The following is a 24,504-nucleotide window of genomic DNA, read 5'->3' as shown; positions in this document are numbered from 1 at the left end:
ACGACTCAGCTGGATGAAGGGTTGAGAGAAAGGCGGGTGCCACGCATTGTTTCGTGAGGTTCCTGATTCGTGGGCTGAACCGGTGAAGCGGCGGAGGTTCCCGGCTGAGTCGCAACGAACCCGCCGCCGAGTGCCCGGATCAACGCGACGTCGGCATCGCGGCGTTGCGCGTCGAGTTCGAGGAGCCGCAACTGTTCGTCGAGCTGCATGTCGCGTTGCATCAGCACGCCCGACTGCTGGATCAGGCCGCGGCGTTGCCGCTCGCTGGCAACGGCAAGCATCTGCTCGCGCGCGGCGATGATCCGCTTCTGCTCGTCGATGAGTGCAGTGAGGTTTCGCATCGTTGCAATCGAACGCGCCACTTCCGCAAGGGCGCTATCGAGCGTCTTGTTGTACATTGCGATCATTTCGTCTGCTTGCGCATAGTCGCCGTGCAGTTGCGAGCGCAACTGGCCGCGTTCGAAAATTGGCAGGGAGACGGCCGGCCCCAATGCAAAGAATGCGGACGCGCTCGAAAACAGCGAGCCGAGACTCAGCGACGCCAGGCCACCCGCAGCGGACAGATTGATGTTCGGATAGAAGGCCGCACGGGTTGCCGCGATCTTTGCCGTCGCGGCCTGCACGCGCAGTTTCGCTGCGACTATATCAGGGCGCCGTCCGAGCAGTTCGAGCGGCAGATTCGGGGGTACGGACAAGGCGTCGGAGTCGGCCAGCGTCGGCCGTTGCAGCGAGAGGCCGCGTTCCGAACCGTTGCCGGTCAGTACACCGATCTGCAACTCCGTTTGCGTGATTGAATCGTCATTCGCCAGCAATTGCATGCGGAGGGTGGCCTGCTCGATATGTTCCTGCTGCGCACCGTAGCTGCTGTCGATTCCCCTCGTCTCGCGCGTGCGCCGGATCGCGTCGAGTTGGTCCGCTTGATGGCGCCTCGCCTGAAGCAGGTCGTGCTTCGCATACTCGTAGGCGAGTCGGCCGTAAAGGGTGACTAGCGAAGTGATGATGGTCAGGCGGGCCTGCTGCGCATCGACGCGCGCGGCATCGCGCGCGGACACGAGCGCTTGCGTCAGCGCGCGGTTCTTGCCCCACAGATCCAGTTCGTAGTTGGCACCGACAATCACGCTTGCGGGCGACACCCAAGGGTCGCTAAAGAGATTGATCGGGACCGTGGTGCCTGCGACGTTCACGTTCGCCGCGCCGTCGATTGCAGGCATGCGCGCTTTGTATGCCGCCGCGGCCGCACCGCCCGTGAGTCCTGTGCCCGAGGCGAACTGGTCGAGTTGCGACTGCGCCTCGGCTATGCGCGCGCTGGCCACCTGGATGTCCGGGTTGCCGGCACAGGCCTCATCGACGAGCGCATCGAGTTGTTTGTCATGAAACGACGCGAACCATCGCGCTTCCGGCCACGTGCCGTCCGCATTCTTCGTGGTCTGGGCGAGCACCTCGGGCGAATGCATGACGAGCGGGTGGTAGGGGCCGTGGTCCGCGCACCCACCTAATGCGCCCAGCACAGATAGCGAAGCGGCTGACGCGCAAACCCATAGGCACTTCAGCGCGCGGCGGACACAGCAGATAGGGAGCGTCATCGATCAACTGCGCGCGAGACGGGCAGCAAGCCGCGGGCGGGCGGATTCGAGCGGTCCCAGCCTGCCGAGCAGGCCGTCGACAATCCCGCAGCCGATACCGGAAAGTTTCGCCAGCTTGCCGGATTCGAAGAGCAACACCTGCAAGACTTGCAGCAGCGTGATGAGATTGGGTACGAACGCAATCGGGAGCGACGGGATGTATTGAATACACAGGTGCATGCCGTTGCGCGCCATGTAATAGCGTCGAAATGCGGGGTGATTCATCGAGGTGAGGCGAATCGGGCCGAGCCGATGTTGCCGCTTTTCACCGATCCGATGCGACAAGGTGAGCCGCGGCTCGACATAGAACTGTACGCCGCGCAGGAGCGCACGCAATGAATATTCGGTGTCCACATGATCGATGAACAGCGCTTCTTCGAACGCACCCAAACGCCGGTAGGCGCGGCACGAGATGACGCAGCCCGAGGAAAGGAGAAAGGAGCACGGCTGTAAGGACGCACCCGCTTCGAACCTCAGCGTACGGATCGAAAAGCCGTTGCTGTATAGCTGCGGCAGGAAGCGCCTGAGGTTCTCGTCATAGATGCGCGGTCCGATGGCGAAGGCTTGCGGGCCGAGCGCCGCACACGACTCGAGCATCACCCGGAAGTAATCGGCACTCACCTGCGAATCCTGATCGAACAGGGCAACGGCGCCAAAGCCGCGTTCGAATAGGCGTCCAAGCCCCCGATTGTAAGCGCCGGCGATACCTCCGCGATTGGCATTCCACAGGTATTCGATGCCTTGCGCGCCAAGTGCCTCGGCTATCGCGGCCGATCCCGCAGGCGAGTTATCGACGACCAGGAGAGGCGCACCACGCCCGCGCAATTGGATCAGATGCGCCAGGTGCTGGCGAGTCGGTCGATACAGCACGACCAATGCGCCGAGCAACGGCGCAACGCTACCGTCAATGGCCACGCTACCAGCGGAGGAGCTCGGTTCGCTCATGATCGTCACACCGTGATGGGTATCAGTGTCCGGCGCGCGCAGCGGATACGCCGTGCCACGGTTTCGTTGCCCACATCAGCATGGCGAGTGCGAGGCACACCAGGCTTGCCACATAAAACAGGTCGTTGGTCGCCATCATGTAGGCCTGTTGCTCAACGACATTGCGTACTGCGGTCAATTGATTGCCACCCAACCCGAGTGTTTTTTGCAGCGATCGCAGGAATTGGCTTGTACCGCTGGACGCCTGCGTGACCGACTGCGCAAGTGTGCCGTAGTGCTGTGCCGCCCGGTTGTCCCACCACGTGACGCTGAGCGCGGTGCCGAGCGCGGCGGACAGCGTGCGCAGGAAATTCGACAGGCCGGACGCCGCTGCGAGCTTCTCGTTGGGGATGCGCGAGAGGATCGCTGCGCTCAGCGGGATAAAAAAACACGGCAGGCCGATGCCTTGAATGAACGTCGGCGTGACGATCTGCGAGAAAGACATGGTCAGGGTGAAGTGGGCGTCCCATGCCAGCACGGCAAAAAACACCATAAAGCCGAACGACGTCACGATGCGGGCATCGAAGCGGTCCAGAAAGATTCCAATCAGCATGGAAAAGACGAGTGCGAGGATGCCGAGCGGCGCAACGGTCAAACCCGCCTGAAACGCGGTGTACCCCATCACGGTTTGCAGCCACAGCGGAAAGATGACGCCAATCACCGAGAAGCTCACCATCCCTAGCGAAATGATCGCGACGCCGAAGGAGAAGGTGCGATTGCGAAACAGGCTGAGGTCGATGACCGGAAATGGTTCGGCCGACTCCCAGATCAGCAGCGAGACAAGGGCGAGCGCAGCGACCGACGAAAGGCAGACGATCAGCGGCGAGTCGAACCAGCCGTGGTCGCGCCCGAGGTCGAGCACGCCTTGTAACGCCCCAACTCCGACGACGAGCAGCACAATGCCCATCGTATCTGTCGGCGGTTGGCGAGCATGTGGACGCTCGCGCTGCAAAAGTGCTGCGCACGCGGCGAATGCGAACAGGCCGATCGGTAGATTGATGAAGAAAATCCACGGCCACGAAAACTGGTCGATGATCCAGCCGCCGAGGACCGGACCGAAGATCGGTGCGAGCAGAACCGTCATCGCCCAAAGTGCGAGCGCCAGCACTCGCCTGTGCGGCGGAAACGAACGCAACAGGATGGCCTGCGACAAGGGCACCATCGGGCCTGAACTGAGGCCCTGCATGACACGGCACAGAACAAGCAGTTCCAGGTGGCCGGCCATGCCGCACAGCAGTGAAGTCAGCGTGAACATCAGCACCGACCAGACGAACAGACGCGCCTCGCCAAACCGCTGCGACAGCCAGCCTGTCAGCGGCACAGCAATGGCGGCCGCGACCGAATAAGAGCTGATGACCCAGGTGGCCTGCGAGTTTGACACGGCGAGACTGCCTGCGATCGACGGCACGGCGACGTTCGTGACGGTCGAGTCGAGCACCTCGATGAAGGTGGCGAGTGAAAGCGCGAAGCTCAACAGCGCAAGCCAGGCGCCGCGCAGTGGCGGCACTTCCCGAGCTCCGACGTCCTGTGTGGCCATACTGTTTGAAATAGTCATGTGGACGCTCTATTCCCAGGTTCGTTCAGGCGAGCGAACGCGTGCCGACGGGGGGCGGCGATCGCCGCACCGCTCGATATACTGCGCGGCTGCCTCGCAGGCATTGGGGGCCGTGCCGATCAGCTCTTTCGCCATCGCGCAACGGGCCGCGACGAACGGGTCCGTGGTGACTCGAGTAAGCGCCGCAGCCAGCGCTTTGCCGCTTGCAGGACTGTCGATGCGAATGCCGCAGCCACTCCTCGCTATCCGCTGCGCATTGTCGAACTGATCGTGCGCGAACGGAGTGACGACCTGGGGAATGCCTGCCGCGAAAGCGAGGGCGGCCGTGCCGATCCCTCCGTGATGGACCATTGCTGCGCAGCGTGGCAGGAGCGTTCGCATCGGTACAAAGTCACGCACCAGCACGTCACGGCGAGCGCGCGAGCGCTTGCCGATGGCGGGTGCGAGGACGATCGCGCGCGCGCCTGTGCGGCGCAGCGCTTCATCTACGGCGTCGAGATACGTGCGCTCGTCCGTGAGTGTAGAGCCCGGTGTGAAGACGACTGGCCGTTCGCCCGACGAGAGGAAGTCGGTCAACTCGTCGTCGACTGTCTCGGGCGATACATCGTTAAAGAGCGGAAAGCCTGCCATGAAATGATTGCGTGGCCAATCAGGCTGGGCGGCCGCAAACCAGTTCGGAAACAGACATAACACGCCGTCTGTCGAATGCAACCATTGGCCGAGGATACGGCTTGCCGGCGCGAGACCCAGCGCAGCGCGCACGTCGTTCAGGGCGGGGCCGCATGCTTTGTCGAGCACGCCCCTCTCGATCATTTCGATGCACTTTGCCCTGACCACAAGCGGCAGCCACATCGGCACGGTCAGACGCTTGTGTGTAGGCGGGGCGCTTGCGGAAAGCAGGGTCGACGGCGACACCTGCACGGATACGTAGGGCGTGCCATGAACTTCCTGCATCAAGCGGGCGGCGAATGCCCACAACGAACCGACCAGTATCGTGTCGGAGGTCGCCAGCGCAGCGAGCGTATCGAAGTGTGGCCGGATGGTCGGTGCGATGATGGTCCACAGTGTACGAAACGACGTACGCGGATTCCATAAGGCAGGGCTTGCAACCGCCTGAGCATACTCGTCCCACGTTCCGACCGGCACGAATGCGAAGCCGTGTTGTTCTGCCAGCACCGCGAACTGCGGATGGGTGCAAAACACGATCCGATGTCCGCGCTGCACCAGCATTCGACCAATCCCGATCAACGGATGAACGTCGCCTGCCGAACCGATTGCGGTGATGACGATTTGTGCCATGAGTCGCGCGGAACTCAATAGAGCCAAGGCACGAGCGCCCGTACTTCGCGGCGGTACGCGCGGTACGGGTCGCCGAAATACTCGGACAGCCACCGCTCCTCCACGCGGACCTTGTAGGCGAGCGAAGCGAAGATGAGCGCGAAGCCGATCACGCCTCGCCATTGCTCAGTGACCAGCGCGGCACCGGCGATTGCGAGCAGGCAGCCTGAGTAGATCGGATGACGGACGAGCGCGTACGGACCACTGCGGACCAGTTCGTGATCCGCCTTCAAGGTGACCGATACGCTCCAGTTCGGCCCGAGATGACGGCGACCCCAGACCGAAAAAGCCAGACCGGCGATGATGATCGCGATGCCGGTCCATTGCTGCGAATCGAAATGTGTGTTCGCCAGACTCCAGGCGCCGGCAGGCCTATCCGGCAACGCAACCAATGCACAGCCGACGATGAGCGGAATCGACTGAACGGTACGCGAAAGACGATCCTCGCGTTTGACGGTTTTCTTCGCCCAGGAGGACGCTTTCATCCAGTAGGCGAGCCAGACGGCCCACGGGCCGAGAATGGCAAGCGTGTGGTAGATCGTCATTTTCAACTTTCGAACTCGGTGTTCAGGGAGGGTGCAAACGTTTGCGCTACGGGGGTGGAAGATAGCTCCTCAAGCCGTGAACGTTCGAATTTCTGGTCGACACCAAAGAAGTCGAGGATCGCTTCGCGCATGCAGGCAGCCTGCGTCCGCCCCTCCAGTTCGAGGAAATGTCCGGTGTTCGGCACAGTAGCGAAGTGGGCGTGCATGACGTAGCGCGCCAGAGTACGAATGTCTTCCGAGGTGGTGTATTCGTCGAGTTCGCCGTTGATGAACTTGACGCGGCAGCGAATGTTGGCGAGTTTGTCGAGGTAGGTTTCGGGCCTCAGCGCCAGTATCTGATTGACGTGGAATGCGACCTGGCTCTGTTCTTCCTTCGGCAGGCTGGTCAGGTAGCGGAAATTCAGAAGCTTGAGGATGCGCGGCAGGTGCTTACCCACTGTGTCGTTCAGGAGTTGCGCGGCTTGCAGGTTTTCGCCGGCACCGAGCAGATCCCTTGCCCGGGCCACATAGGCGACCATCGCATCGTTGAGAAACGGAGAGAAGGATCCGATCACCGCGCGCTCGACGCTGGCCGGCTGCCGCGCCAGTGCGAGCAATGAGGCGAGGCCTCCCCAAGACACGGAATAGAGGTATTTCGGCTCAAAATGCTGAATCAGACGCAGCAGGATCTCGACTTCATCCTCTTTCGTCAGCAGGAAACCGGCGCGATTGTGCTGCTTTGATTGCCCTGCATAAGGCAGGTCGAAACAGATAACGTTATAACGTTCGCCGAGGTATTTGATTGTTTGCCCGAACGACGCTGTTGTTGCCAATGCTCCATTCACGAGAATTACACTCTTTCGCCCGGTATCGAAAACATGCCGTTCAACCTGTACTCTGAGAGAGTTATGCAAACTAAATATTTCTTTTTCGACGGACATGGAGCCCCCGGCATTCAAAAATGAATGACAAAATTTACCTTCACATATGTATAACAATTCTGGGGACCCAAACTATATCGGCCGCGCTACGCCTTCAGAGTATTGGCTATCCAGGATGTTGATAGGGGTGACAGGCGAATGAATATTGTCTGATCAATGTAGAAAGATCAAGTAAATATTTAATCTATTTGGTGAAACCATTTGGAAAGGAAAATGCCAATTTATGTTCATAAAATGCGTTTTAGATATTAATTTTTTATGTCGATGTATCAGAATTGGAGCGGTAAATTATGCCTGTCGTTCTTTGAAAATATTTCCGGAATAACTCAGAAAAGATCTTGCCCTAATTGATTGGATTTTTGTCCTGTGCGCGTGTCGCCTTTTCAATGCTCCAGCGGATAACGATTTGATGAGCACTATCAGCACGGCCTCGTCGCCATCGCGTACGACCTGGGTCTGTTCAAGGTAGGTGACCGCGCAGGCTGGCCGTGGAGACCGGGTAAGGAGTTTTATTTCGCATAACAGAATGTTTAGAACCGGGCTTGACTTTCAGTTCCCCATAGAAGAGGGTGTTAGGCACTTTGAGTCGGACCTGGTATCCTGGCGAGATGAAAAACGCAGGCCCTACCCAACGGATGTATCGGATGAAGAGTGGTACTTCGCCGCTCCGTACCTGACCTTGATGAACAAAGACGCACCGCAGCGCCGCTACGAACTGCGCGAGATGTTCAACGCGCTGCGCTGGATCGTACGCGCGGGTGCGCCGTGGCGTTTGTTGCCCAATGATTTTCCATCGTGGGAACTGGTCTACCAGCAGACGCAACGCTGGATTCAGGCAGGCTGTTTCGAGGCGATGGTGAATGACCTGCGTTCGATCATCCGGATCGCGCAGGAGCGCCGTGGTCAACCCAGCGCGGTCATTCTCGACGGGCGGACCCTGCAGTCGACCTGCGAGAGTGGTCCTCGCGCGGGTTACGACGGCTACAAACGCAAACGTGGCAGGAAGGTCCACATGGCCGTGGACACCTTGGGGCAGTTGCTTGCTGTGCATGTCACGCCGGCCAACGAACTGGAACGCGCGCAGGTCGGAGAACTGGCGCGTCAGGTGCAGCAGGCCATGGGCCAGACGGTCAAGGTGGCGTTCGCTGATCAGGGATATACCGGCGAAGAGCCTGCGCAGGCGGCACTCGACGAAGGGATCGAGCTTCAGGTCATCAAGCTGCCAGAGGCGAAAAAGGGCTTCGTGCTGTTGCCGCGCCGTTGGGTGGTCGAGCGCAGCTTTGGCTGGCTCAACCGCTTCCGCCGACTGGCCAGAGACTACGAGCGATTGCCCGAAACATTGGCTGGCTTGCACTTCGTCGTATTCTCCCTGCTTATGCTTGTCCACTTTGCAGCCCTTAACAAAAGTGCCTAACACGCTACAAGGGCTTCCCGTTGAGCACAAGCTCAATCGAAGTTCGCTGTGATACATGCTGCAATGCCGTGCGGGTGCATGTGAGAAGGTGAAGGACTGCAGTTCGGTTCTGGTGCAAATATGAGGCCGGCGGGTTAGGCTCAGGGGTTTATTGATCCGTGCAGGGCGAACAGATGAGTAAGTTGGGGAAAATTGACAGGCTGTTCGAAGGCCGGCATTTCGATCGCGAAGTCATCGTCTTGTGCGTTCGTTGGTACCTGCGTTACAAGCTGAGCCTGCGTGATCTGGTCGAGATGATGTCCGAACGGGGTCTTTCTCTGGCGCACACGACGATCATGCGCTGGGTCAAGCGGTTCACGCCGGAGTTCGTCAAGCGCTGGAATCGCTTTGCCACGGCAGTCGGCCGGTCGTGGCGCGTTGACGAGACCTACGTGAAGATCCGTGGCAACTGGGCTTATCTGTACAGAGCGGTAGATCGAACTGGCCAGACAGTGGACTTCATGCTCAGGGCGAAGCGCGATGTGGCCGCAGCCAAAGCCTTTTTCAGCAAGGCGATCAAACATCAGGGCCAGCCTCCGGAGACGATCACGCTCGACGGGTATGCCGCCTCGCACCGGGCCGTGCGTGAGATGAAGGTCGATGGTCTGCTGCTACCTGCAGACACGAAGGTCCGGTCCTCGAAGTATCTGAACAATCTGATCGAGCAGGACCATCGAAACATCAAGTCGAGAACGAATGTAATGCTCGGTTTCAAACGGTTCAGGAGCGCCGCGGCCACGATTTCAGGCATCGAGCTGACGCATCGAATTCGCAAGGGCCAGTTCGATCTCGCGAAGCTCGGCCTCAAGGATGCCGCTGCGCCCGCCGTATGGAATGCTGTCCTGTCCAATCTGTAAGGTATCCTACCTATATGAAACTTCTCAACCGGCTTGCCTATTTGCACGAGAACACTCGTGCAGATGTTGGCGCGGTCAGCATCGAACTCTTCTCCCATCCCTTTAGAACGCATCCATGCGGATAACGGGCTCACCGAACAAGCAACGACGTTTAATCGCCGCCCTTCGGGTCTTTCTTCGTTGACCACGCTGCTAATCCATACCAGACGCGCGTATTCACCCCCGCCTATTGATCCACGTCAATCACACCCATGCCGCCTCAACCCGCAACGTCCGTCGGTCCTGACTGGCGTTCACCGACCGGCAGGAACACGCTGACGAATTTTTCTCCAGCCAAGAGAACATTGACATATATCAACCGGATGTCGACTGCGAGCCCTATTCTGTCAATCAGCCATACGGCGGTCGCGAAATCTACGTCGACGATGTCTGCACCTAGCAGATCGTCAGTTGAGGACGTTAATTGTTCAGCAGAGTTCCGCTATGAATCAGCCCATGATCTGGATTACGGCACCCGACCTGTCCCAAGGGTCCGCTGTCCGGTTTTCCGCATACGGTTTCGGGTGGGGATATCGCGCGTTTGCGGTCTCATATGAAGCGGTCTGCGAATCGCTCGTGGCAGGCGACACCACAGACGAACAGATTCGCCTCGCTTTCCAGTTAGGAAGGCGACAAATTATTCAGGCCGTTCTGCAGCATGAGTCGCTTTCTTATGAAGGGCAGCGGATCTCACTTTCTCTCGAAAGGCGATCGCATTCAACGTCCCTTGACGCTCCTGAAACGATGACGGGTAGCGCAGAAGCGGCAACACTCCAACCGGCAAGTTCGCCATCCAGTGATTCATCAATGGCCGGTCGGTCCGACTAATTACACATGTGGCGAATGGCGATGCAGCGACGAGACTTTTCAATGCGGCGCGTCGTCCCGCTCTCCGCTGAATATTTGAAACCGGGATCCCGCCACGAGGGAAATGACGCGATCGTTTCGAAATCCGCGCGTGAGACCCAGAGTGCGCCTGCATCGCCCTGATGCACGCGGCGCAACATTGTGATTCCTACTGCTATGAAAAGAAGTCCCACCGCCACGATCAGCACTGTGCTTGGGTGTGACCGACTCGCGGAAGGCGTCCTTAAGCGCTCGGCACTGACCGTTTCGTCTTCCGGACGCCTCGTCGCCGTAGAGCAGCCGCGTGCGCATACCATCTTTTCCGCCAGTTCCGTCAGTCCCCGAGGGAATTTTCCAAGTAGAACGGAGGCCATCTGTACCGTGGATGTGGTCGCGGTTTCCTCCGTCAGATTCGTCTCGCCTTCGTGTAAGACAGGAACATCAACCATAGAAGCCAACATGTGAAACGGCAGAAACGCTGGCAGACAGCGACCGATGCAGACATAAATCCGCGTGTCGGCTGCTGCTAACGACGGTCTCAGATTGCCCGTATCGCCGCATCGATGTTCAGTCCGCCCGGCAGCAGTTCCCAACGCGGGAACCGCACAAGCACAAATGCTCGCACTATGGCGGGATTGCCGGGAATGCGTGCGAAATGGAACCTGATTTCCTGTCCCGCCTCACCTCCTTCGGGCTGGACTACATTCATCATGTCGAGGCGCACGCGTCTGCACTGAACGTAGAGGTAATCGGACGGTGTCGAGAACACATTGCATACGCACTCCAGCTCAAGCTCGGCTAGCGTCCCGGGCACTCTGAGCGTGGCAAGTGTTTGCGTATTCTTGTCGATCTGCGCTTGAAGACGATCCAGCTCTGCTGATTCGGTAATTAAAGGCGCGCCGACGACCGCCCGCAGACCCGTGCCTTGTCGTTCCAACAGCGCGACACGCTCCTTGATCAACGCTCGCGATTGCCTCACCAGATCGCGTTGCCTGGCCGTGAGACTTGCAAGGCCTTCCAACGCCAGTTGATCGACCATCCGGCATGCAATCTCTGCACGTAACGTCGCATCAGAATTGCTGCAGATTCTGACGCGATGGTCGCTGAAGCACAGCGTAGTTTGTGGCACGTCATGACGAACAGAGTTTCCTTCCATTGCGACGCCCAATATGTGCCGCTCGGTCATCGCCATCCCGAGGACGGCATATGCTTCAGTCGAATCCAGCTGTCTTTCGAAATATGCACGCAAGGTTTCCGACCGGCTAAAAGCGTGAGCCAGATCGTCGCGCGTCGCAAAGAAGGCACGAATCGCAGGATCGGACGACCATGCGTCAGCGTTGGCATCGCGCAGCGGCGGCAGCGATGCGACAAGATTATCCGCGTAGCGCAGTGACATAGTCACCGCACGCGTGAGCTTCTCTTCGTAGTGACGCGCGTACTTCAATCTAGGGTTCATTGCAAGAACACGAGCAACTGCTTCGCTGGTCCTCGCATCTGGAACCGTGTGCGCCCGCTGACGCGCAAATAGTCCATGGAGTAATCCCATCTCTCGACTCCGACCGGAATGTCTCAATGAACAATAAATAAGGCAAGTTCGGCGAACCTGGATTGATCTGGAGCAAACGAAATCACAACCAACTCACGTGGGTGCCAGACTTGCGACCGATGCATGAGCGCGGTTACCGGGGCAGTCCTCTTCGAAAAGAGAAATGGCCGGCCGCACCACCGGTTGACCAAAATCAAGCGCACACTTAAACGTCGCAGCCCCTCCATCATTTGCTTCTACAACAATGGCCTGCTGGCACGTTGTCAAGCCGATACCTTCTTACCGCAACCGCGAGCAGTACCCGTGGGGCGGCGAAGTTGGCGCCCAACATCAGCTTTGCGCTTGGATCGCGGGTTCATTGATTCAGGTCAAGCGCATGGGAACTTTCCGGCCCCACGCTATCCTTGCCTATTCACGAGATTGTGCACGCGTGTATCCGCTCTGATCAGGACCTGCAGTGCACCAGTGCATGTGCTTACCGAAACAGCACGAAGTTGGCACCGGTGCGCGGTGGCTTTTGAGTACCCTTTTGAGTACCTTAAGCAGGAGACAGCATGTGGTACGCGTGGCTCGAAACACAGCGGAACCTGATGCGAATGCTTGGCACATGGACAGTGCCGGTTGACGACGGAAAAAGCGGCAACGCGGCCGCACCGCGTGTCGCTGCGGTGGGATATGACTGGATGTACCGTCTATTACAGCCGCCGCCGGAGCCGCCCCCTTTCGACATTCGGACAGTACGCATCGGCGAACGCGACGTTGCGGTTGTCGAGCAGATGATCGATCGCACACCCTTTTGCGCACTACGCAAGTTCAGCCGCACCCCGGACGTTGCGGCGTCCGTGTCGGAACCAGGCGGCGCCCCTCTCGCTGAAATATTCCTCTGTACGCCTCTGGCAGGCCACCATGCGGTGATGTTGCGGGAAACGGTTGAAACGCTGCTTCAGGACGGCAATGTGTATGTCACCGACTGGACCAACGCACGCGACGTGTCGTTGGACGCGGGGCCATTCGGGCTTGATGACTACGTGCTCGTCATCCAACGGTTCTTGCGCGCAGCAGCAAGTGCCCCTCTACACGTCGTTGCCGTCTGTCAGGCAACGGGACCTGCACTAGCGGCAACAGCGCTGTCGGCGAGCGCTGGCGAAGCACCTCTGCGCAGCATTGCACTGATGGGCGGCCCGATAGATGCGCGCCTTGCTCCAACTGCCGTCGGCAGGTTTGCTCGAACCCATACCCTGGACTGGTTTCGCACCGTGGTGATCGACACGGTCCCGCCGCCCTACCGAGGCGCTGGCCGGCGTGTGTACCCCGGGTTCATTCAGCACGCCGCGATCGTCGCCGCCCACCCAGACCGACAATGGGCGCTCGAATCACGCTATTGGGCCAGCCAGTGCTCGGGCGATGAACGCGCGATTGCGGGTGCTCTTCGGCGTCTGAACGAATATGCGGCAGTCCTCGATATGACTGAAAATTACTTTCTCAATACAATTCGTGTTTCCTTTCAAGAATATTCGCTCGCCCGCGGAAGCTGGCAAGTCGGCACGCACCGCGTGCGGCCTCGAGATATCGTTTCGACGGCCCTCTGCACGATCGAAGGCGCTCGCGACGACATCACCGGCGCGGGTCAGACGCACGCCGCCCAGACGCTGTGCAGCGCGATTCCGCTGGGCATGCGCGAGAAGTTGACAATCAAGGTTTGCGACCACTACGACCTGTTCACAGGACCGAGATGGCACGAAACCATCCACCCCGCACTGTCCGCCTTCTGGCGCTCCATCTGATAACGGGGCCACCTGTTTTTGTCGCCGGGTGTGAGGTCATTCAGGCGCGCGCATTCTGCATCGCCACCCTCATCAACGACGCGGGCGCGCCAGCGAGAACTCGCGCTCTATCGTCATCAGAGATTGAGGTGACACGACGAAGCGCTCGATCGCGCTGGGCAGCGAAGGCTTGACGAGGCCACGCGCGGCAACAAGTACGGGTAGCATACGCTGCCAGTTTCCAGTCCACACGCGCGCAGCTGCCCTTTCGGCTGCATCAATGTGCCGCACGGCGAAGGCTTCCGGGTCGAAGTCAGGACGACTACGCGGTCGATCCGTCGCTGGTGTTATCTCCGATAGTACTACCAGGCATTCATCGTCGTCAGACCTTGCCCAGAAATCGACGACGCGGCGTTGACCGTCGACTGCGATGAAGCCAGGCCGTTCACAGAATGTCTTTACAGCGGGATTCGCTTCCAGCATCAGCCATGCTTCGAAAGCGCTGCGCCTGTATAGCGTCAGACGTCGCCCCAGTTTCGGACTGAAGACATCATAACGGTGCGCGCCGCGAGGACGCGGCAGCGTGAGCGGCTCGAAGCTTCGCAAAACGTTGACCATGAGTACCACCATGCGAGCGGATTCATGGATCTAGAACGAACGCGAATTGACAAATCTAATTCGCCAGTTAGCGAAGCAATGTTGTCAATTCAATGGCGAAACCCCTGCGCGCATGGGCATAGTCCGGTGACAACATTGCTTCGTTTTACGAAAATCCAACGGTCTTGCAGAAGTTCAGCGAACACACGTAAAAGAAGCGCGGCACCGATCATTTCGACGCCGACCGGTCGCACTTGCCGTGTCAGGTCGGCGTTTGCACATTCACAGATCGATTGCGGGAATGCCCTCGACCCGGTCTTTCGATAGCCACGAATCGCCAGAACTGATTACCTGCTTTTGCGAACCCGCACATCTACACACAGTTTGCGACCTGTTGCCGTCAAGCATGGCCGGCGATCAAGTCAGGGATCCCGTCGTATACGTCGACGAGCTGCGATCGAAAACAAAAATGCGCCGCTGAAAGCGGCGCATTAACCTCCCTCTTTGAGGCTATCCTGACGAAAGAGTTCGTATCGGGAATAGGGGCATTTGAAGTTGCGAATTTGATTCCGAAAAGCAAATGGCTAGTGGTTGCCTAATGACTTGCGCCCTCCACCGCACCAATACCCGTTTCCGAGCGTACCGACTGCGCCTCGAATCCGGCCTGGTCAATGCGCCCGCGAGCCGACTTGTCCGTCACCGAGCAGAGCCAGATGCCGACGAAGCCCATCGCCATCGAAAAGAGTGCTGGCGACGCGTAAGGAAAAGGCGCGCTCGAAAAATGAAACACGTCCACCCAAACTGCTTTCGAGAGGACCGTCAGCAACACGGCCGAAATCAGCCCGAGAAAACCACCGATGGTTGCACCGCGCGTCGTGCAGCCGCGCCAGAGCACGGACATGAACAGCACCGGAAAATTGGCGGAAGCCGCGACGGCGAAAGCCAGCGAAACCATGAAAGCGATATTCTGCTTCTCGAACACGATTCCGAGCACGACAGCGACAATGCCCAGCACGACCGTCGTGACCCGCGAAACGAACAGCTCGTTCACACTAGGTGCCTTACCGTGCTTGAAGACGGTCGCATACAGATCGTGCGACACAGCTGATGCGCCGGCGAGCGTGAGACCCGCGACGACGGCAAGGATCGTCGCAAACGCAACAGCCGAAATAAAGCCGAGAAACACGTTGCCGCCAACGGCACTCGCGAGATGCACAGCAGCCATGTTTGTCCCGCCCAACAGTTTGCCCGCAGCATCCTTGAAGACGGAATTCGTGCTCACCAGCACGATCGCGCCGAACCCAATGATGAAGGTCAGAATATAGAAGTAGCCGATCCATGTCGTCGCCCAGAACACGGACTTGCGCGCTTCCTTCGCATTCGGCACGGTAAAGAAACGCATCAGGATGTGCGGCAGACCCGCTGTGCCGAACATCAGCGCGATTCCGAACGAGATCGCCGATATCGGATCCTTGATGAAATTGCCGGGGCCCATGATGGACGCCTTCTTCTCGTGTACTTCGACGGCCTTCGCGAACAGCGCTTCGGGGCTGAAATGAAACTGCCACAGCACCATGAACGCCATGAACGAAGCACCCGCAAGCAGCAGGCATGCCTTGATGATTTGCACCCAGGTGGTTGCCGTCATGCCTCCAAACAGCACGTAAACCATCATGAGCGCGCCCACGATCACCACAGCGATCCAGTACTCGAGACCAAACAACAATTTAATCAACTGTCCTGCCCCCACCATCTGCGCAATCAGATAGAACGCCACGACAACGAGCGTGCCCGAAGCGGCGAACGCACGGATCGGGGCCTGCTTGAAACGGTATGCCGCCACGTCGGCAAATGTGAACCTTCCGAGATTGCGCAGCCTTTCGGCCATCAGGAAAGTGATGATCGGCCAGCCCACCAGAAAGCCGATCGAATAGATGAGGCCGTCATAGCCGTTTGCATAGACAGCCGCCGAGATGCCCAGGAACGAAGCAGCCGACATGAAGTCCCCGGCGATCGCAAGTCCGTTCTGAAAACCGGTGATGCCACCGCCCGCTGTGTAAAACTCAGCAGCGGAGCGCGTCCTTTTTGCCGCCCATTTGGTGATGAAGAGTGTCGCGACCACGAATACGACGAACATCGTAATTGCGGTCCAGTTGGTCGCCTGTTTGACCGTCTGCCCCATGTCTGCGCCAGCGGCGAAACAACGCGATGAGACGACGGAAAGCGCCGCGAGTGCGAGAAGACGTCGTGCGTTCATGCGGCCTCCCGCTTGATCTGCTCGGTAAGCTGGTCGTATGTGCTGTTGGCGCGACGCACGTAGAACCCCGTGACGACCACCGTGAACACGATGACGAATAGTCCGATTGGCATTCCCCACGTCATCACGCCCGCGCCCATCTTTGCAGCAAGAAACTGTTTGTCGAAGGCTATCAACAGAACATAGCCGTAATAGACGACCAATACCAGGGTGGTCAGCGTCCACCCAAGCCTCGAGCGTTTTCGCACCAGTTCGCGGTATGCCGCGCTCGATTTGATCTTCTCTGCGAGTTTCAGATCCATCTTCGTCTCCTGCATGGGCAGCTTTCGCTGTGACAAGCGCCCTCTTCCGGCCGCGGTCGTAACGAGGGGCATCTATACGCACCTTGTGTCCTGATAGGGATGTGGTGCAATGCATTCGCGCATGGGGTTCGATGCGTGATTCTTCTGATGCGCTCGGTATTACGTTAAGAGACGGTTTCATAAAGACTGTTGAGCTCGCTGAAGGGTGTTCCAACAGATCAAGCAACAGCCGAGTTTGAGGAACGCTTCATGGATGTCAGCGCGACGTTCGAAGCGAATACGTAGACGACGGAAATGATGCAGCCAGGCATGTGTACGCTCGACAACCCAACGGACTTTGCCAAGGCCACTGCCGTGCGGGTGGCCACGCCGCGCGATGCTAGTGGGAATACTGCGCTCATGGAGAGCGCGTCGGTATTTGTCGTGGTCGTAACCTCGGTCAGCGTAGACACGGCCAGGACGGCTCAGCGGCCGCCCGCGCCTGCCGGCGATCGGTACGATGGCCTCAATCAACGGCACGAGTTGGGTGACATCGTTACGATTGGCGCCAGTCAGGATTGCCGCGATGGGCGTTCCGTTGGCATCGGTGGCGAGGTGGTGCCTGGATCCGGGTCGCGCTCGATCGGTGGGGTTCGGACCAGTTTTTCGCCCGCCCCAACCGCGCGAATCGACGACGAATCCACGACCACGCGCGAGAAGTCGATCTTGTCCATCGCTCGCAACCTCGCCAGAAGCACTGCGTGCAATCGATCCCATATGCCGGCTTGTTGCCAATCGCGTAGCCTTCGCCAGCAACTGACGCCGGAGCCGCATCCCATTTCTGCTGGCAAATCTCGCCACCGGATACCGGTCTTTAGCACGAACAGGATACCGGTCAGCGCAGCCCGATCCGGAACTGGCTTGCGGCCCGGATACTTGAAGCGGCGTGGCTTCGCTGGTGGTAGCAGTGGCTCGATCAGTGTCCACAGTTCGTCGTCGATGATTGGTTTGCCCATCTCCTCGATCCTGTTATCACAACGATCGAGGTTAACAGGTTGCGTTACGGGTTAACAGCCCCTACGAAGCCTTTTTGAAACCGTTTCTAAGAGCACTCGCTTACCCGGTTCTTACGGCAAACGATTTCTCATGCCCGGGTTTACACGAAGATTCGCGCTTCTCTGCGGGCATCGATGCTCCCTGACCACCCTGTGCCGGGCATCTCGCGCCGATGTGATGCTGATAGTGATGTGAAAATGCAGCACCGCGATTGACGTAAGTCAACCGGGTCCGGATACGCCAACCTCAAGCTTTGACCGTCGTCATCTTTTCCAATTGAAATGGTCGATGCTCATGGCGTTGTCGCGGTAAGAATCGAGGGGCGAGCAAGATCGATATACGAAGTACAACTTATATTTCGAAGTAGTAGAATTGATCAGCGGCGGTCGCATGGGTTCCTCGAGCACACTTCATCTGCCCTTTCTCGAGCATGTGCATCAGTTCGATGCCGGCCAGAAGAATCCGGGCACAGCGGAACTTTTGAACTCTAGCATGGGTCGCGTTTGTCGCTTGATTGCCCGGTGATCCTGCTCGACCAGATTGTTGAGACATTTCAACTGGCGGATCTTGATGGGCGTTTCCCGATCGGCATTGATCGCTTGGAGCGCGGCGAGATTGGCGCCGCTTTCGTCAATGGTCACCGTCTCGGGTGCGCCATTCTGGGCGATCGATTTCTCGAAGTAACGCCGGGCTGCAGTCTTGTCCCGATGGGCGCGTAGCAGAAAGTCGATGGTGTTGCCGTCCTTGTCGACGGCCTGGTAAAGATATCGCCATTCGCCCTTGACGCGAATGTACGTCTCGTCCATGCGCCAGCTCCTGCCAACCGGCCGCTTGCGCAGGCGAAACGCTTTCTCCAGCACCGGCAACAGCTTGACGGCCCAGCGGTGCACAGTCGAATGATCGACCGAAGCGCCGCGCTCAGCCATCATGTCTTCGAGGTGCCGCAGGCTCAGCGGATAGGCCACGTACCAACGCACGCAGGTCAGAATCGCGTCGAGTGGATAATGCAGGCGTTTGAGCACTCGGGCCACTGCCGGATTCAACGTCTTCATCGGGCTTTCAGTTGTTCGTATCGTTCCGCACATCATAACGGAGCGCCTTACTGCAACAGATCCACGGCGGCTCTGTCTTCATACCGAACGTTTGCGCAGGCCAAGTGCGTTCGCATTCGGCGGCCGGAGCGATCAATTAAGGGAGCGTACATTGGCGAGCGTGAGGGTGTGTTGCTGCTTCCCCTCGTTGGCGGATTACTTGACTAATGCTCGTCTGATCCATGTCAAATGAGATGAAGTCACGGCGATCGATGATGCAATTACGCGAACAAAATAACTCGCCGATCTATCGGCATCAGGAGACCTGTCATGAAGAAACTTATTCTTGCCGTCGTTACCGGCATTGCTATCAGCGGCCAGCTATTGCCTGACACCGCGGCTGCACAGACCGCGCCGACGAAGAAAAGCGCCCCAGTCCCGGCACCCAACACCGCTGAATTCGACAAGCAACTGGCTCAGGTTCAGGAGCAGATGAAAGCGATGCAGGCACAGATGGACCAGATCCGTCAGACGCAGGACCCACAGGAGCGGCAGCGCCTGATGCAGCAGCACTGGGCCACGATGCAAAGCGCCATGAACGCGATGCACGGTCTATGGGGGTCGGGCATGATGGGGCCCGGAATGATGGGGGGCGGAGGGCCCGGCTGTTGTGGTGGCGGTTGGGGACATATGGGCGGTTACTACAACAAGCTCACACCCGAACAGCTTCGGCAGCACCAGTATATGACCGACCAGTACCTGAACATGCAGCAGCAGATGATGAACAATATGATGTGGAACCAGCAGTACTGGACGGGGCCGCCGGCGCCGACGAAATGACGGCGGTGCTCGCCGTAAGTACTCGGGAACGCTGGCTCTGGTGCAAACAGGTTGCGTAGCCGAGATGTCTCTTTTAGATATGAATACCTTATCGATTGAACAGGACAAGATTCCAGACGGAAGGCGCAGCGATGTCCTTGAGCGCAAGAGCGGAGAGGTCGAACTGCCCTTTTCGAACGCGATGCATCAGTTCGATGCCGGAGATCGTAACGGCGCCGCTCCTGAAACGTTTGAGGCCCAGCATCGCGTTGATCCTGGACTTGATGTTGCGGTGATCCTGCTCGATCAAGTTGTTTAAGTACTTCGAGGATCGGACCTTCGTGTCCCCGGGCAGCAAGCCGTTGGCCTTCATCTCGCGCACAGCGCGGTGCGAGGCTGCATAGCCATCCAGCGTAATCGTCTTCGGGGCGAACCGCTGGCTCTTGATCGCGTTCGCGAAGAAGGCCCTAGCAGCCGCCACATTGCGCCTGGCGCTGAGCCGGAAATCGACCGTCTTGCCAGCCCGGTCAACTGCACGGCAAAGACAGACCCACTTGCCCCGGATCTTCACGTACGTCTCGTCGACTCGCCACGACTAACCGGCTGCCGTGGCAAAGCGGTTCCAGCGTTTGACGAACTCCGACGTGAAGCGCTTAACCCAGCGCATGATCGTCGTATGCGCCAGCGACAGCCCGCGCCCGGACATCATCTCGACCAGGTCGCGGAAGCTGAGTTTGTAGCGAAGGTAACCCCGCACCTCCCTTACCTTCTGGAACTATCTATCCGCGCGTCCTGACATCGACCGCGTCATCGGCCGCGCGCAAAGCAGCGTTGGCTATCACCAGCAGGCCGGCATCGTGATCGCGGAGCGCGGCCTCGATTTCGACGAAGGCGATATTCAATTTCTTCCGTTCAGGCTTGCTTGACTTGCCGCTTTCCGAAATCATGTCAGCCTCCCTTTTCAGGCGCTTGACCAGCTTCGCTGCGCACCGGCTATCGAGGGTGCCTTCGCGCACAAACGCGTTGATTTGCGTCGTTAGTGTCGTCAGCGTCGCTTCCGTCGATTCGTTCAGATTGATTGCCTCATCAGACTCGGATTTCTTGCCCATTTGCGTTCTCCAGCTTGCACCCGGTATGCGTCGGGCTGGTTAGAAAGTCCCGTGCTGCGCTTCGAATTGAACCACGCGCCGCAGCGCTGACCCTACGCACCGCAGTACGGCGCCCTTCCGGGCCACACGCGCCGATTCTTCTACGGCCGTTATCGTTGTCCTGCCTAACATGCGGGACTATGCGGCATGTTGTGTGTGCAGGCAGCGTGACGATGGTCCTGACTGTTTGGCCCCCTCTGAACGTGGCCGGTATCGACATGGTTTTGCCGAATGCCTGGCTTCTTTCCGGTCCCATCATTTACCGGTGCGGACTGCCACTGGACCCATCAGAAAACGAAGAGGCGGCGTCCTCTATACATGGACCGCTATCGCACAGCCAGTCTAGTCATACAGACACGCCGGGGGTTGACGTAAATCAATTGAAAGCAAAGCAGGAGGACTTATAACTGCCGCATCGATTGCCTTTCGACGGCCGTGCCTACACGGCGCTTCAGCCGGTGTTTTCCGCGATCAACACGGAGTCTTTCCATGAACCAGCAAGTCAGCTTCAATTCACCTTTAGCCCGTTTCAGTCGGCTTCTGCTGTGCGTAGACTCGAGTATCGCGTCCATCCATGCTGCTACCTACGCCTGTCAACTCGGCGTCACGGGCATCCGGGTCCGTGTCGTGAGCGTGCTCGAAAACCCCCGGGCGATACTCTCCGCGCACTTGGCAACCGGGCTGAATATCGAGGCATTCTCGGACGAATTGCGGGAATCCGCGAAGGCCGCGTTATCGGATGTTCGACGCATTTTTGAAGACCATGGTCTGACGGTCGAGGCCGAACTGATAGACCTCGCCAGGTACGGAGGCGATGTGTCCCATGCCCTCGCATCGGAAGCGCAGAGATGGAATGCAGATCTGGTCGTCCTTGGGGCGAGACAACATCATGGCCTGTTGCGATGGGTTGAGGGCGCCGTCTCAGGACCCGTGAGCAAGCTGGTTAAATGCCCCGTGCTCGTCGTCCCGGAGAGCTACGAGCCGCAACTCCAGCATGGACCGACAAAGATTCTCTTCGCTATCGACGGAAGCCCAGCGTCTCATCAGGCTTTGCTGACAGGCATGACGCTCGCCGCGAAAGGGGCGCATCTAAGGGCGCTGTTTGTCTTGGACCGGACTATTAGATTCACCGATATGGTTCCCGTGGACGTTCGGGAGGAAGCGCTGGCCGACCAGCGGCAACAGGGGAAACGGGCGCTCGCCACGGTGGCTGAAGTATTTACATCGCTTGCCCCCGGTATTTCCACCGACACCGGTTTTCTGCATACGAAGCGGAGCGGCGATGATATCGCACACACCATAGCTCGCGAGGCTATTCGCTGGCCGGCCGACCTGCTCGTCATGGGCACGCATGGACGGCGAGGCGTTGCAGGTTGGGTGCTCGGCAGCGTGTCAAGCCGCGTCGCACGTATCACTGCAACGCCGCTGCTGCTCGTTCGAGCAGCAGCCGATCAGGCAGAGAACCACAAAGAGACAAAGACCTCGACAGTAGAAATCAGATCGCTATGGAACCAGTCTTAGACTGGCAGCGCCCGCTTGAATATCTGATTTTGTGTTTTTCCAATAGCTTACGCTGGTCTGATTTCCAAACACCACGAATGCGTGTGAGATCACGCGTTGCACGGAGCACGAATCATGACTGCATCGAGTGCCAGTAGTATCCCTAAATCAGGATTCCAGCGGATCCTGATCGGTGTAGACTTGTCGCCTATGTCCGCACGCTTGGCGAAGTATGTATGCGGCCTCGTGAGGCCCGGCGTAGAGGTGCGTATCGTAAGTGTCGCCGAGAACCCGCGTGCGCTCGTGCCGCTTGGATCACTGGCCGATGCCGTATTCGAGACCATTCGGGAGGAGCTCTTACGGGATGCCAGCGAGGCGGTTAAACAGGCACAAGAAGTTTTCGCTGATGCGAACATCGACGTCGACGCCCGCGTGCTTGAACTTTCGAGGCTAGGTGGTTATGCGGGAAATGCATTGATCGATGCTGCAGGTGAGTGGCACGCTGACCTGCTCGTAGTCGGTGCACGGCAACATCACGGCATGTTGCGCTGGTTCGAAGGAACGGTATCCGAATTCGTCACAAGCCAGACTCCGTGTTCAATTCTCATCGTGCCCGCCAGCTATGTGGCCGCGATACACGCCTATCCGCGACGAATTATGTTCGCGCTTGACGGCAGCAAGGCTTCATTCGATGCCCTGCAGTCTGGCCTGCGTCTTGCAGGCCCCGATTCGTCCATACGAGCTGTTTACGTCGTCGATCGCGCTGTTCGATTTCTCGAGGATACGTTCATCGAAGAGGGGGATAAGGTGCTCTCCGCGGCGGCCGAAGTTCTTGCCAATCAGTTTAACCCCGTAGAATTGGGGCTGGTCAAAACAGACCCTGCGAGCGATGACATACCCCACACGATTGTTCGCGAGGCTCAACGATGGTACGCGGACCTCGTAGTCGTCGGCACGCACGGTCGGCGCGGCTTCTCACGCTGGTTTCTCGGAAGCGTCGCAGGCCGAACGGCCCGCATCACTCAAACCCCGCTGTTGATGGTTCGCCCCTACCTGAACTCTTCATCTTCATCATGACGCATGCAAAAACTGATTCGCTCCTGAATTCTGTGCGTTCGCCTGGGTGATGCAAGCGACAGCTCAGTGACGGTAGTCAGGTACGGGCATTCTCGCCCGGCTTGGGGCGCCTGAAGCGGAACCTGTGCTCATTAAGTGCAACGCTCCAGTCGATCCGCATCAGGACGAAGACGAGGCACAGCAATGCCAGTTGGGTGAGAACGAAGTAGGCTCCCAGGTAGCCGGACAAACAGGAACGGGCCCTCTGTCCGAACGGACAGGATGGGTCGCCCGGCGCCCGACGTTATCGTTACATCAATGTCGGACAGATAGTTCCCTGTCTTCGAGGCGAACGTCATGCGAAGGTTGTAGCCTGGAGCTGCGGCGCGAAAAGCCTGAACTCCATCTTCGCCCACACCGCCAGTTATGAAGGAGACGCCGTTTTGCGAAGCGGGTTGCGGTAGCGATTGTGCGAGTGCAGCACCATTTACACAGGCGCAGAAAACGAGAGATAGAAGCATCGAAAAACGGGAGTTCCGGAACATGGTAATCCTCGATATGCGAACTTTCTGGCGATGCGGGCGACCGAAACCGCGGTTTGTTGACGCCTGCACAAGGAGTGTCCAATTTGCTGCTGACATGCACCCTATGCAAACCACAGATCCATTTCAGAATGACGCCAGGCGAACACGCGGGCATTGACCTGCGTCAAGTAGCGGACTTCCAGGTGAAATAGCCTGAAGTCAGCGATCCGTTGCCGCGGCGTGGCGCGATTGACGATCTGACTGGTGGATACCTGGAGGTGGGAGATGATCAAGCTGGTTCCAGGGCGGGCAAACATCCTGGTCGCGCTGCTTATATTTTCGTCTTCCGTTGTCGTAGCCAAGGATCTGGCGACCATCGAAACGCATACCCAGCGATACGGTTCGCATATCGCCATTTCGGCTTACGATGATCCCCTCGTGAAAGGCGTGACCTGCTATGTCTCAGAGTCGCATTCCGAGGGCGCACTGGGAAGTGGACGAACCTCCCGCGGCACGGACCTGACGGCATCCTGCCATCAGACAGGCGACATCCGGGTTGCCGAAAGTGTGCCCAGACAAGCGCAAGTATTCACGGCTGAGTCAGATCCAACTTTCGACTCGCTCCATATAATCCGGATACTGGACACTGAACGCCATTCGCTTGTCTACTTCACGTACAACGAAGACGAGGTTGCAGGAGATTTGCCGGGTCGCATCTACGTAATCCGTTTGCCGGCAGGTCCCAGGATGCCCACCAGACAGTAACT

At 58.4% G+C, this 24,504-nt stretch carries 21 protein-coding genes and 1 pseudogene; 7 read left to right on the top strand and 15 right to left on the bottom strand.

Annotation, left to right across the window (positions count from 1 at the left end; genetic code table 11):
- Positions 1-5 precede the first annotated feature (5 nt).
- From RI103_RS34655 to RI103_RS34630, 6 genes are read right to left on the bottom strand one after another with little or no spacing between them, the layout of a single operon-like run.
- The gene (locus RI103_RS34655; RefSeq protein WP_310819289.1) at positions 6-1,583 is read right to left on the bottom strand and encodes an efflux transporter outer membrane subunit; all 1,578 of its coding nucleotides are present in this window, start codon (positions 1,581-1,583) and stop codon (positions 6-8) included.
- Between the two features lie 3 nt (positions 1,584-1,586).
- Positions 1,587-2,567, bottom strand: a complete 981-nt coding sequence (locus RI103_RS34650; protein ID WP_310819288.1) for a glycosyltransferase family 2 protein — start codon at positions 2,565-2,567, stop codon at positions 1,587-1,589.
- Between the two features lie 22 nt (positions 2,568-2,589).
- The gene (locus RI103_RS34645; protein ID WP_310819287.1) at positions 2,590-4,161 is read right to left on the bottom strand and encodes a DHA2 family efflux MFS transporter permease subunit; all 1,572 of its coding nucleotides are present in this window, start codon (positions 4,159-4,161) and stop codon (positions 2,590-2,592) included.
- 9 nt (positions 4,162-4,170) lie between these two features.
- Complete coding sequence (locus RI103_RS34640) at positions 4,171-5,460, bottom strand: nucleotide disphospho-sugar-binding domain-containing protein (RefSeq protein WP_310819286.1); 1,290 nt, start codon at positions 5,458-5,460, stop codon at positions 4,171-4,173.
- A 14-nt stretch (positions 5,461-5,474) separates the two neighbouring features.
- Positions 5,475-6,044 (bottom strand): isoprenylcysteine carboxylmethyltransferase family protein, encoded by a 570-nt coding sequence (locus RI103_RS34635; protein WP_310819285.1) that lies wholly within the window; start codon positions 6,042-6,044, stop codon positions 5,475-5,477.
- A 2-nt stretch (positions 6,045-6,046) separates the two neighbouring features.
- Positions 6,047-6,964, bottom strand: a complete 918-nt coding sequence (locus RI103_RS34630; protein ID WP_310819284.1) for an alpha/beta hydrolase — start codon at positions 6,962-6,964, stop codon at positions 6,047-6,049.
- Positions 6,965-7,646: 682 nt separating this feature from the next.
- Here RI103_RS34630 and RI103_RS34625 point away from each other — a divergent pair.
- Together RI103_RS34625 and RI103_RS34620 are read left to right on the top strand one after the other, a co-directional pair.
- Entirely contained in the window at positions 7,647-8,378 is a 732-nt protein-coding gene (locus tag RI103_RS34625; RefSeq protein WP_310819283.1) for an IS5 family transposase, read from the top strand.
- 182 nt (positions 8,379-8,560) lie between these two features.
- Positions 8,561-9,274 (top strand): IS6 family transposase, encoded by a 714-nt coding sequence (locus RI103_RS34620; RefSeq protein ID WP_409077066.1) that lies wholly within the window; start codon positions 8,561-8,563, stop codon positions 9,272-9,274.
- A 1,423-nt stretch (positions 9,275-10,697) separates the two neighbouring features.
- Here RI103_RS34620 and RI103_RS34615 read toward each other — a convergent pair.
- Positions 10,698-11,705 (bottom strand): hypothetical protein, encoded by a 1,008-nt coding sequence (locus RI103_RS34615; protein ID WP_310819282.1) that lies wholly within the window; start codon positions 11,703-11,705, stop codon positions 10,698-10,700.
- Positions 11,706-12,259: 554 nt separating this feature from the next.
- On the opposite strand from RI103_RS34615, the gene phaZ reads away from it, so the two are divergent.
- Complete coding sequence (gene phaZ / locus RI103_RS34610) at positions 12,260-13,489, top strand: polyhydroxyalkanoate depolymerase (RefSeq protein ID WP_310819281.1); 1,230 nt, start codon at positions 12,260-12,262, stop codon at positions 13,487-13,489.
- Between the two features lie 72 nt (positions 13,490-13,561).
- Here phaZ and RI103_RS34605 read toward each other — a convergent pair whose 3' ends face one another.
- From RI103_RS34605 to RI103_RS34585, 5 genes are all read right to left on the bottom strand, one after another.
- Positions 13,562-14,086: a hypothetical protein gene (locus RI103_RS34605; RefSeq protein ID WP_310819280.1), complete on the bottom strand. Its 525-nt coding sequence runs from the start codon at positions 14,084-14,086 to the stop codon at positions 13,562-13,564.
- 574 nt (positions 14,087-14,660) lie between these two features.
- Complete coding sequence (locus RI103_RS34600; protein ID WP_310819279.1) at positions 14,661-16,322, bottom strand: cation acetate symporter; 1,662 nt, start codon at positions 16,320-16,322, stop codon at positions 14,661-14,663.
- Positions 16,319-16,624: a DUF485 domain-containing protein gene (locus RI103_RS34595; protein ID WP_310819278.1), complete on the bottom strand. Its 306-nt coding sequence runs from the start codon at positions 16,622-16,624 to the stop codon at positions 16,319-16,321. The genes RI103_RS34600 and RI103_RS34595 overlap by 4 nt, the downstream gene beginning before the upstream one ends.
- 177 nt (positions 16,625-16,801) lie before the next feature.
- Positions 16,802-17,619 (bottom strand): IS5 family transposase gene (locus RI103_RS34590; RefSeq protein WP_310812183.1). Its coding sequence is split into 2 segments (ribosomal slippage): positions 16,802-17,271 and positions 17,271-17,619, totalling 819 coding nucleotides; the frame shifts between segments, so codons are not numbered across the junction.
- A 391-nt stretch (positions 17,620-18,010) separates the two neighbouring features.
- A protein-coding gene (locus tag RI103_RS34585; RefSeq protein WP_310819276.1) for an IS6 family transposase occupies positions 18,011-18,711 on the bottom strand; the annotation gives its coding sequence in 2 pieces (ribosomal slippage) (positions 18,011-18,138 and positions 18,138-18,711; 702 coding nt in all).
- A 309-nt stretch (positions 18,712-19,020) separates the two neighbouring features.
- Here RI103_RS34585 and RI103_RS34580 point away from each other — a divergent pair.
- Positions 19,021-19,530, top strand: a complete 510-nt coding sequence (locus RI103_RS34580; protein ID WP_310819275.1) for a hypothetical protein — start codon at positions 19,021-19,023, stop codon at positions 19,528-19,530.
- An 88-nt stretch (positions 19,531-19,618) separates the two neighbouring features.
- Here the strand turns inward: RI103_RS34580 and RI103_RS34575 are convergent.
- Positions 19,619-20,266: pseudogene (locus tag RI103_RS34575) on the bottom strand (IS6 family transposase).
- A 22-nt stretch (positions 20,267-20,288) separates the two neighbouring features.
- Positions 20,289-20,618 (bottom strand): hypothetical protein, encoded by a 330-nt coding sequence (locus tag RI103_RS34570; protein WP_310819274.1) that lies wholly within the window; start codon positions 20,616-20,618, stop codon positions 20,289-20,291.
- Between the two features lie 528 nt (positions 20,619-21,146).
- Between RI103_RS34570 and RI103_RS34565 the strand changes: the two genes are divergently transcribed.
- Both RI103_RS34565 and RI103_RS34560 read left to right on the top strand, forming a co-directional pair.
- On the top strand, positions 21,147-22,178 hold the full coding sequence (locus tag RI103_RS34565) for a universal stress protein (RefSeq protein ID WP_310819273.1): 1,032 nt from the start codon (positions 21,147-21,149) through the stop codon (positions 22,176-22,178).
- 114 nt (positions 22,179-22,292) lie between these two features.
- On the top strand, positions 22,293-23,234 hold the full coding sequence (locus tag RI103_RS34560) for a universal stress protein (RefSeq protein WP_310819272.1): 942 nt from the start codon (positions 22,293-22,295) through the stop codon (positions 23,232-23,234).
- 625 nt (positions 23,235-23,859) lie between these two features.
- Here the strand turns inward: RI103_RS34560 and RI103_RS34550 are convergent.
- Entirely contained in the window at positions 23,860-24,030 is a 171-nt protein-coding gene (locus RI103_RS34550; RefSeq protein ID WP_310819271.1) for a hypothetical protein, read from the bottom strand.
- Here RI103_RS34550 and RI103_RS34545 point away from each other — a divergent pair.
- Positions 24,023-24,502 carry a CreA family protein gene (locus tag RI103_RS34545; RefSeq protein ID WP_310819270.1) on the top strand — a complete coding sequence of 160 codons (480 nt, stop codon included), beginning with the start codon at positions 24,023-24,025 and terminating at the stop codon, positions 24,500-24,502. The two genes, RI103_RS34550 and RI103_RS34545, sit on opposite strands and share 8 nt — an antisense overlap.
- Positions 24,503-24,504: the final 2 nt, after the last annotated feature.

Source organism: Paraburkholderia sp. FT54, from assembly GCF_031585635.1.
Classification (GTDB): Bacteria; Pseudomonadota; Gammaproteobacteria; order Burkholderiales; family Burkholderiaceae; genus Paraburkholderia.
This window is presented reverse-complemented; position numbering and strand designations above follow the sequence as displayed.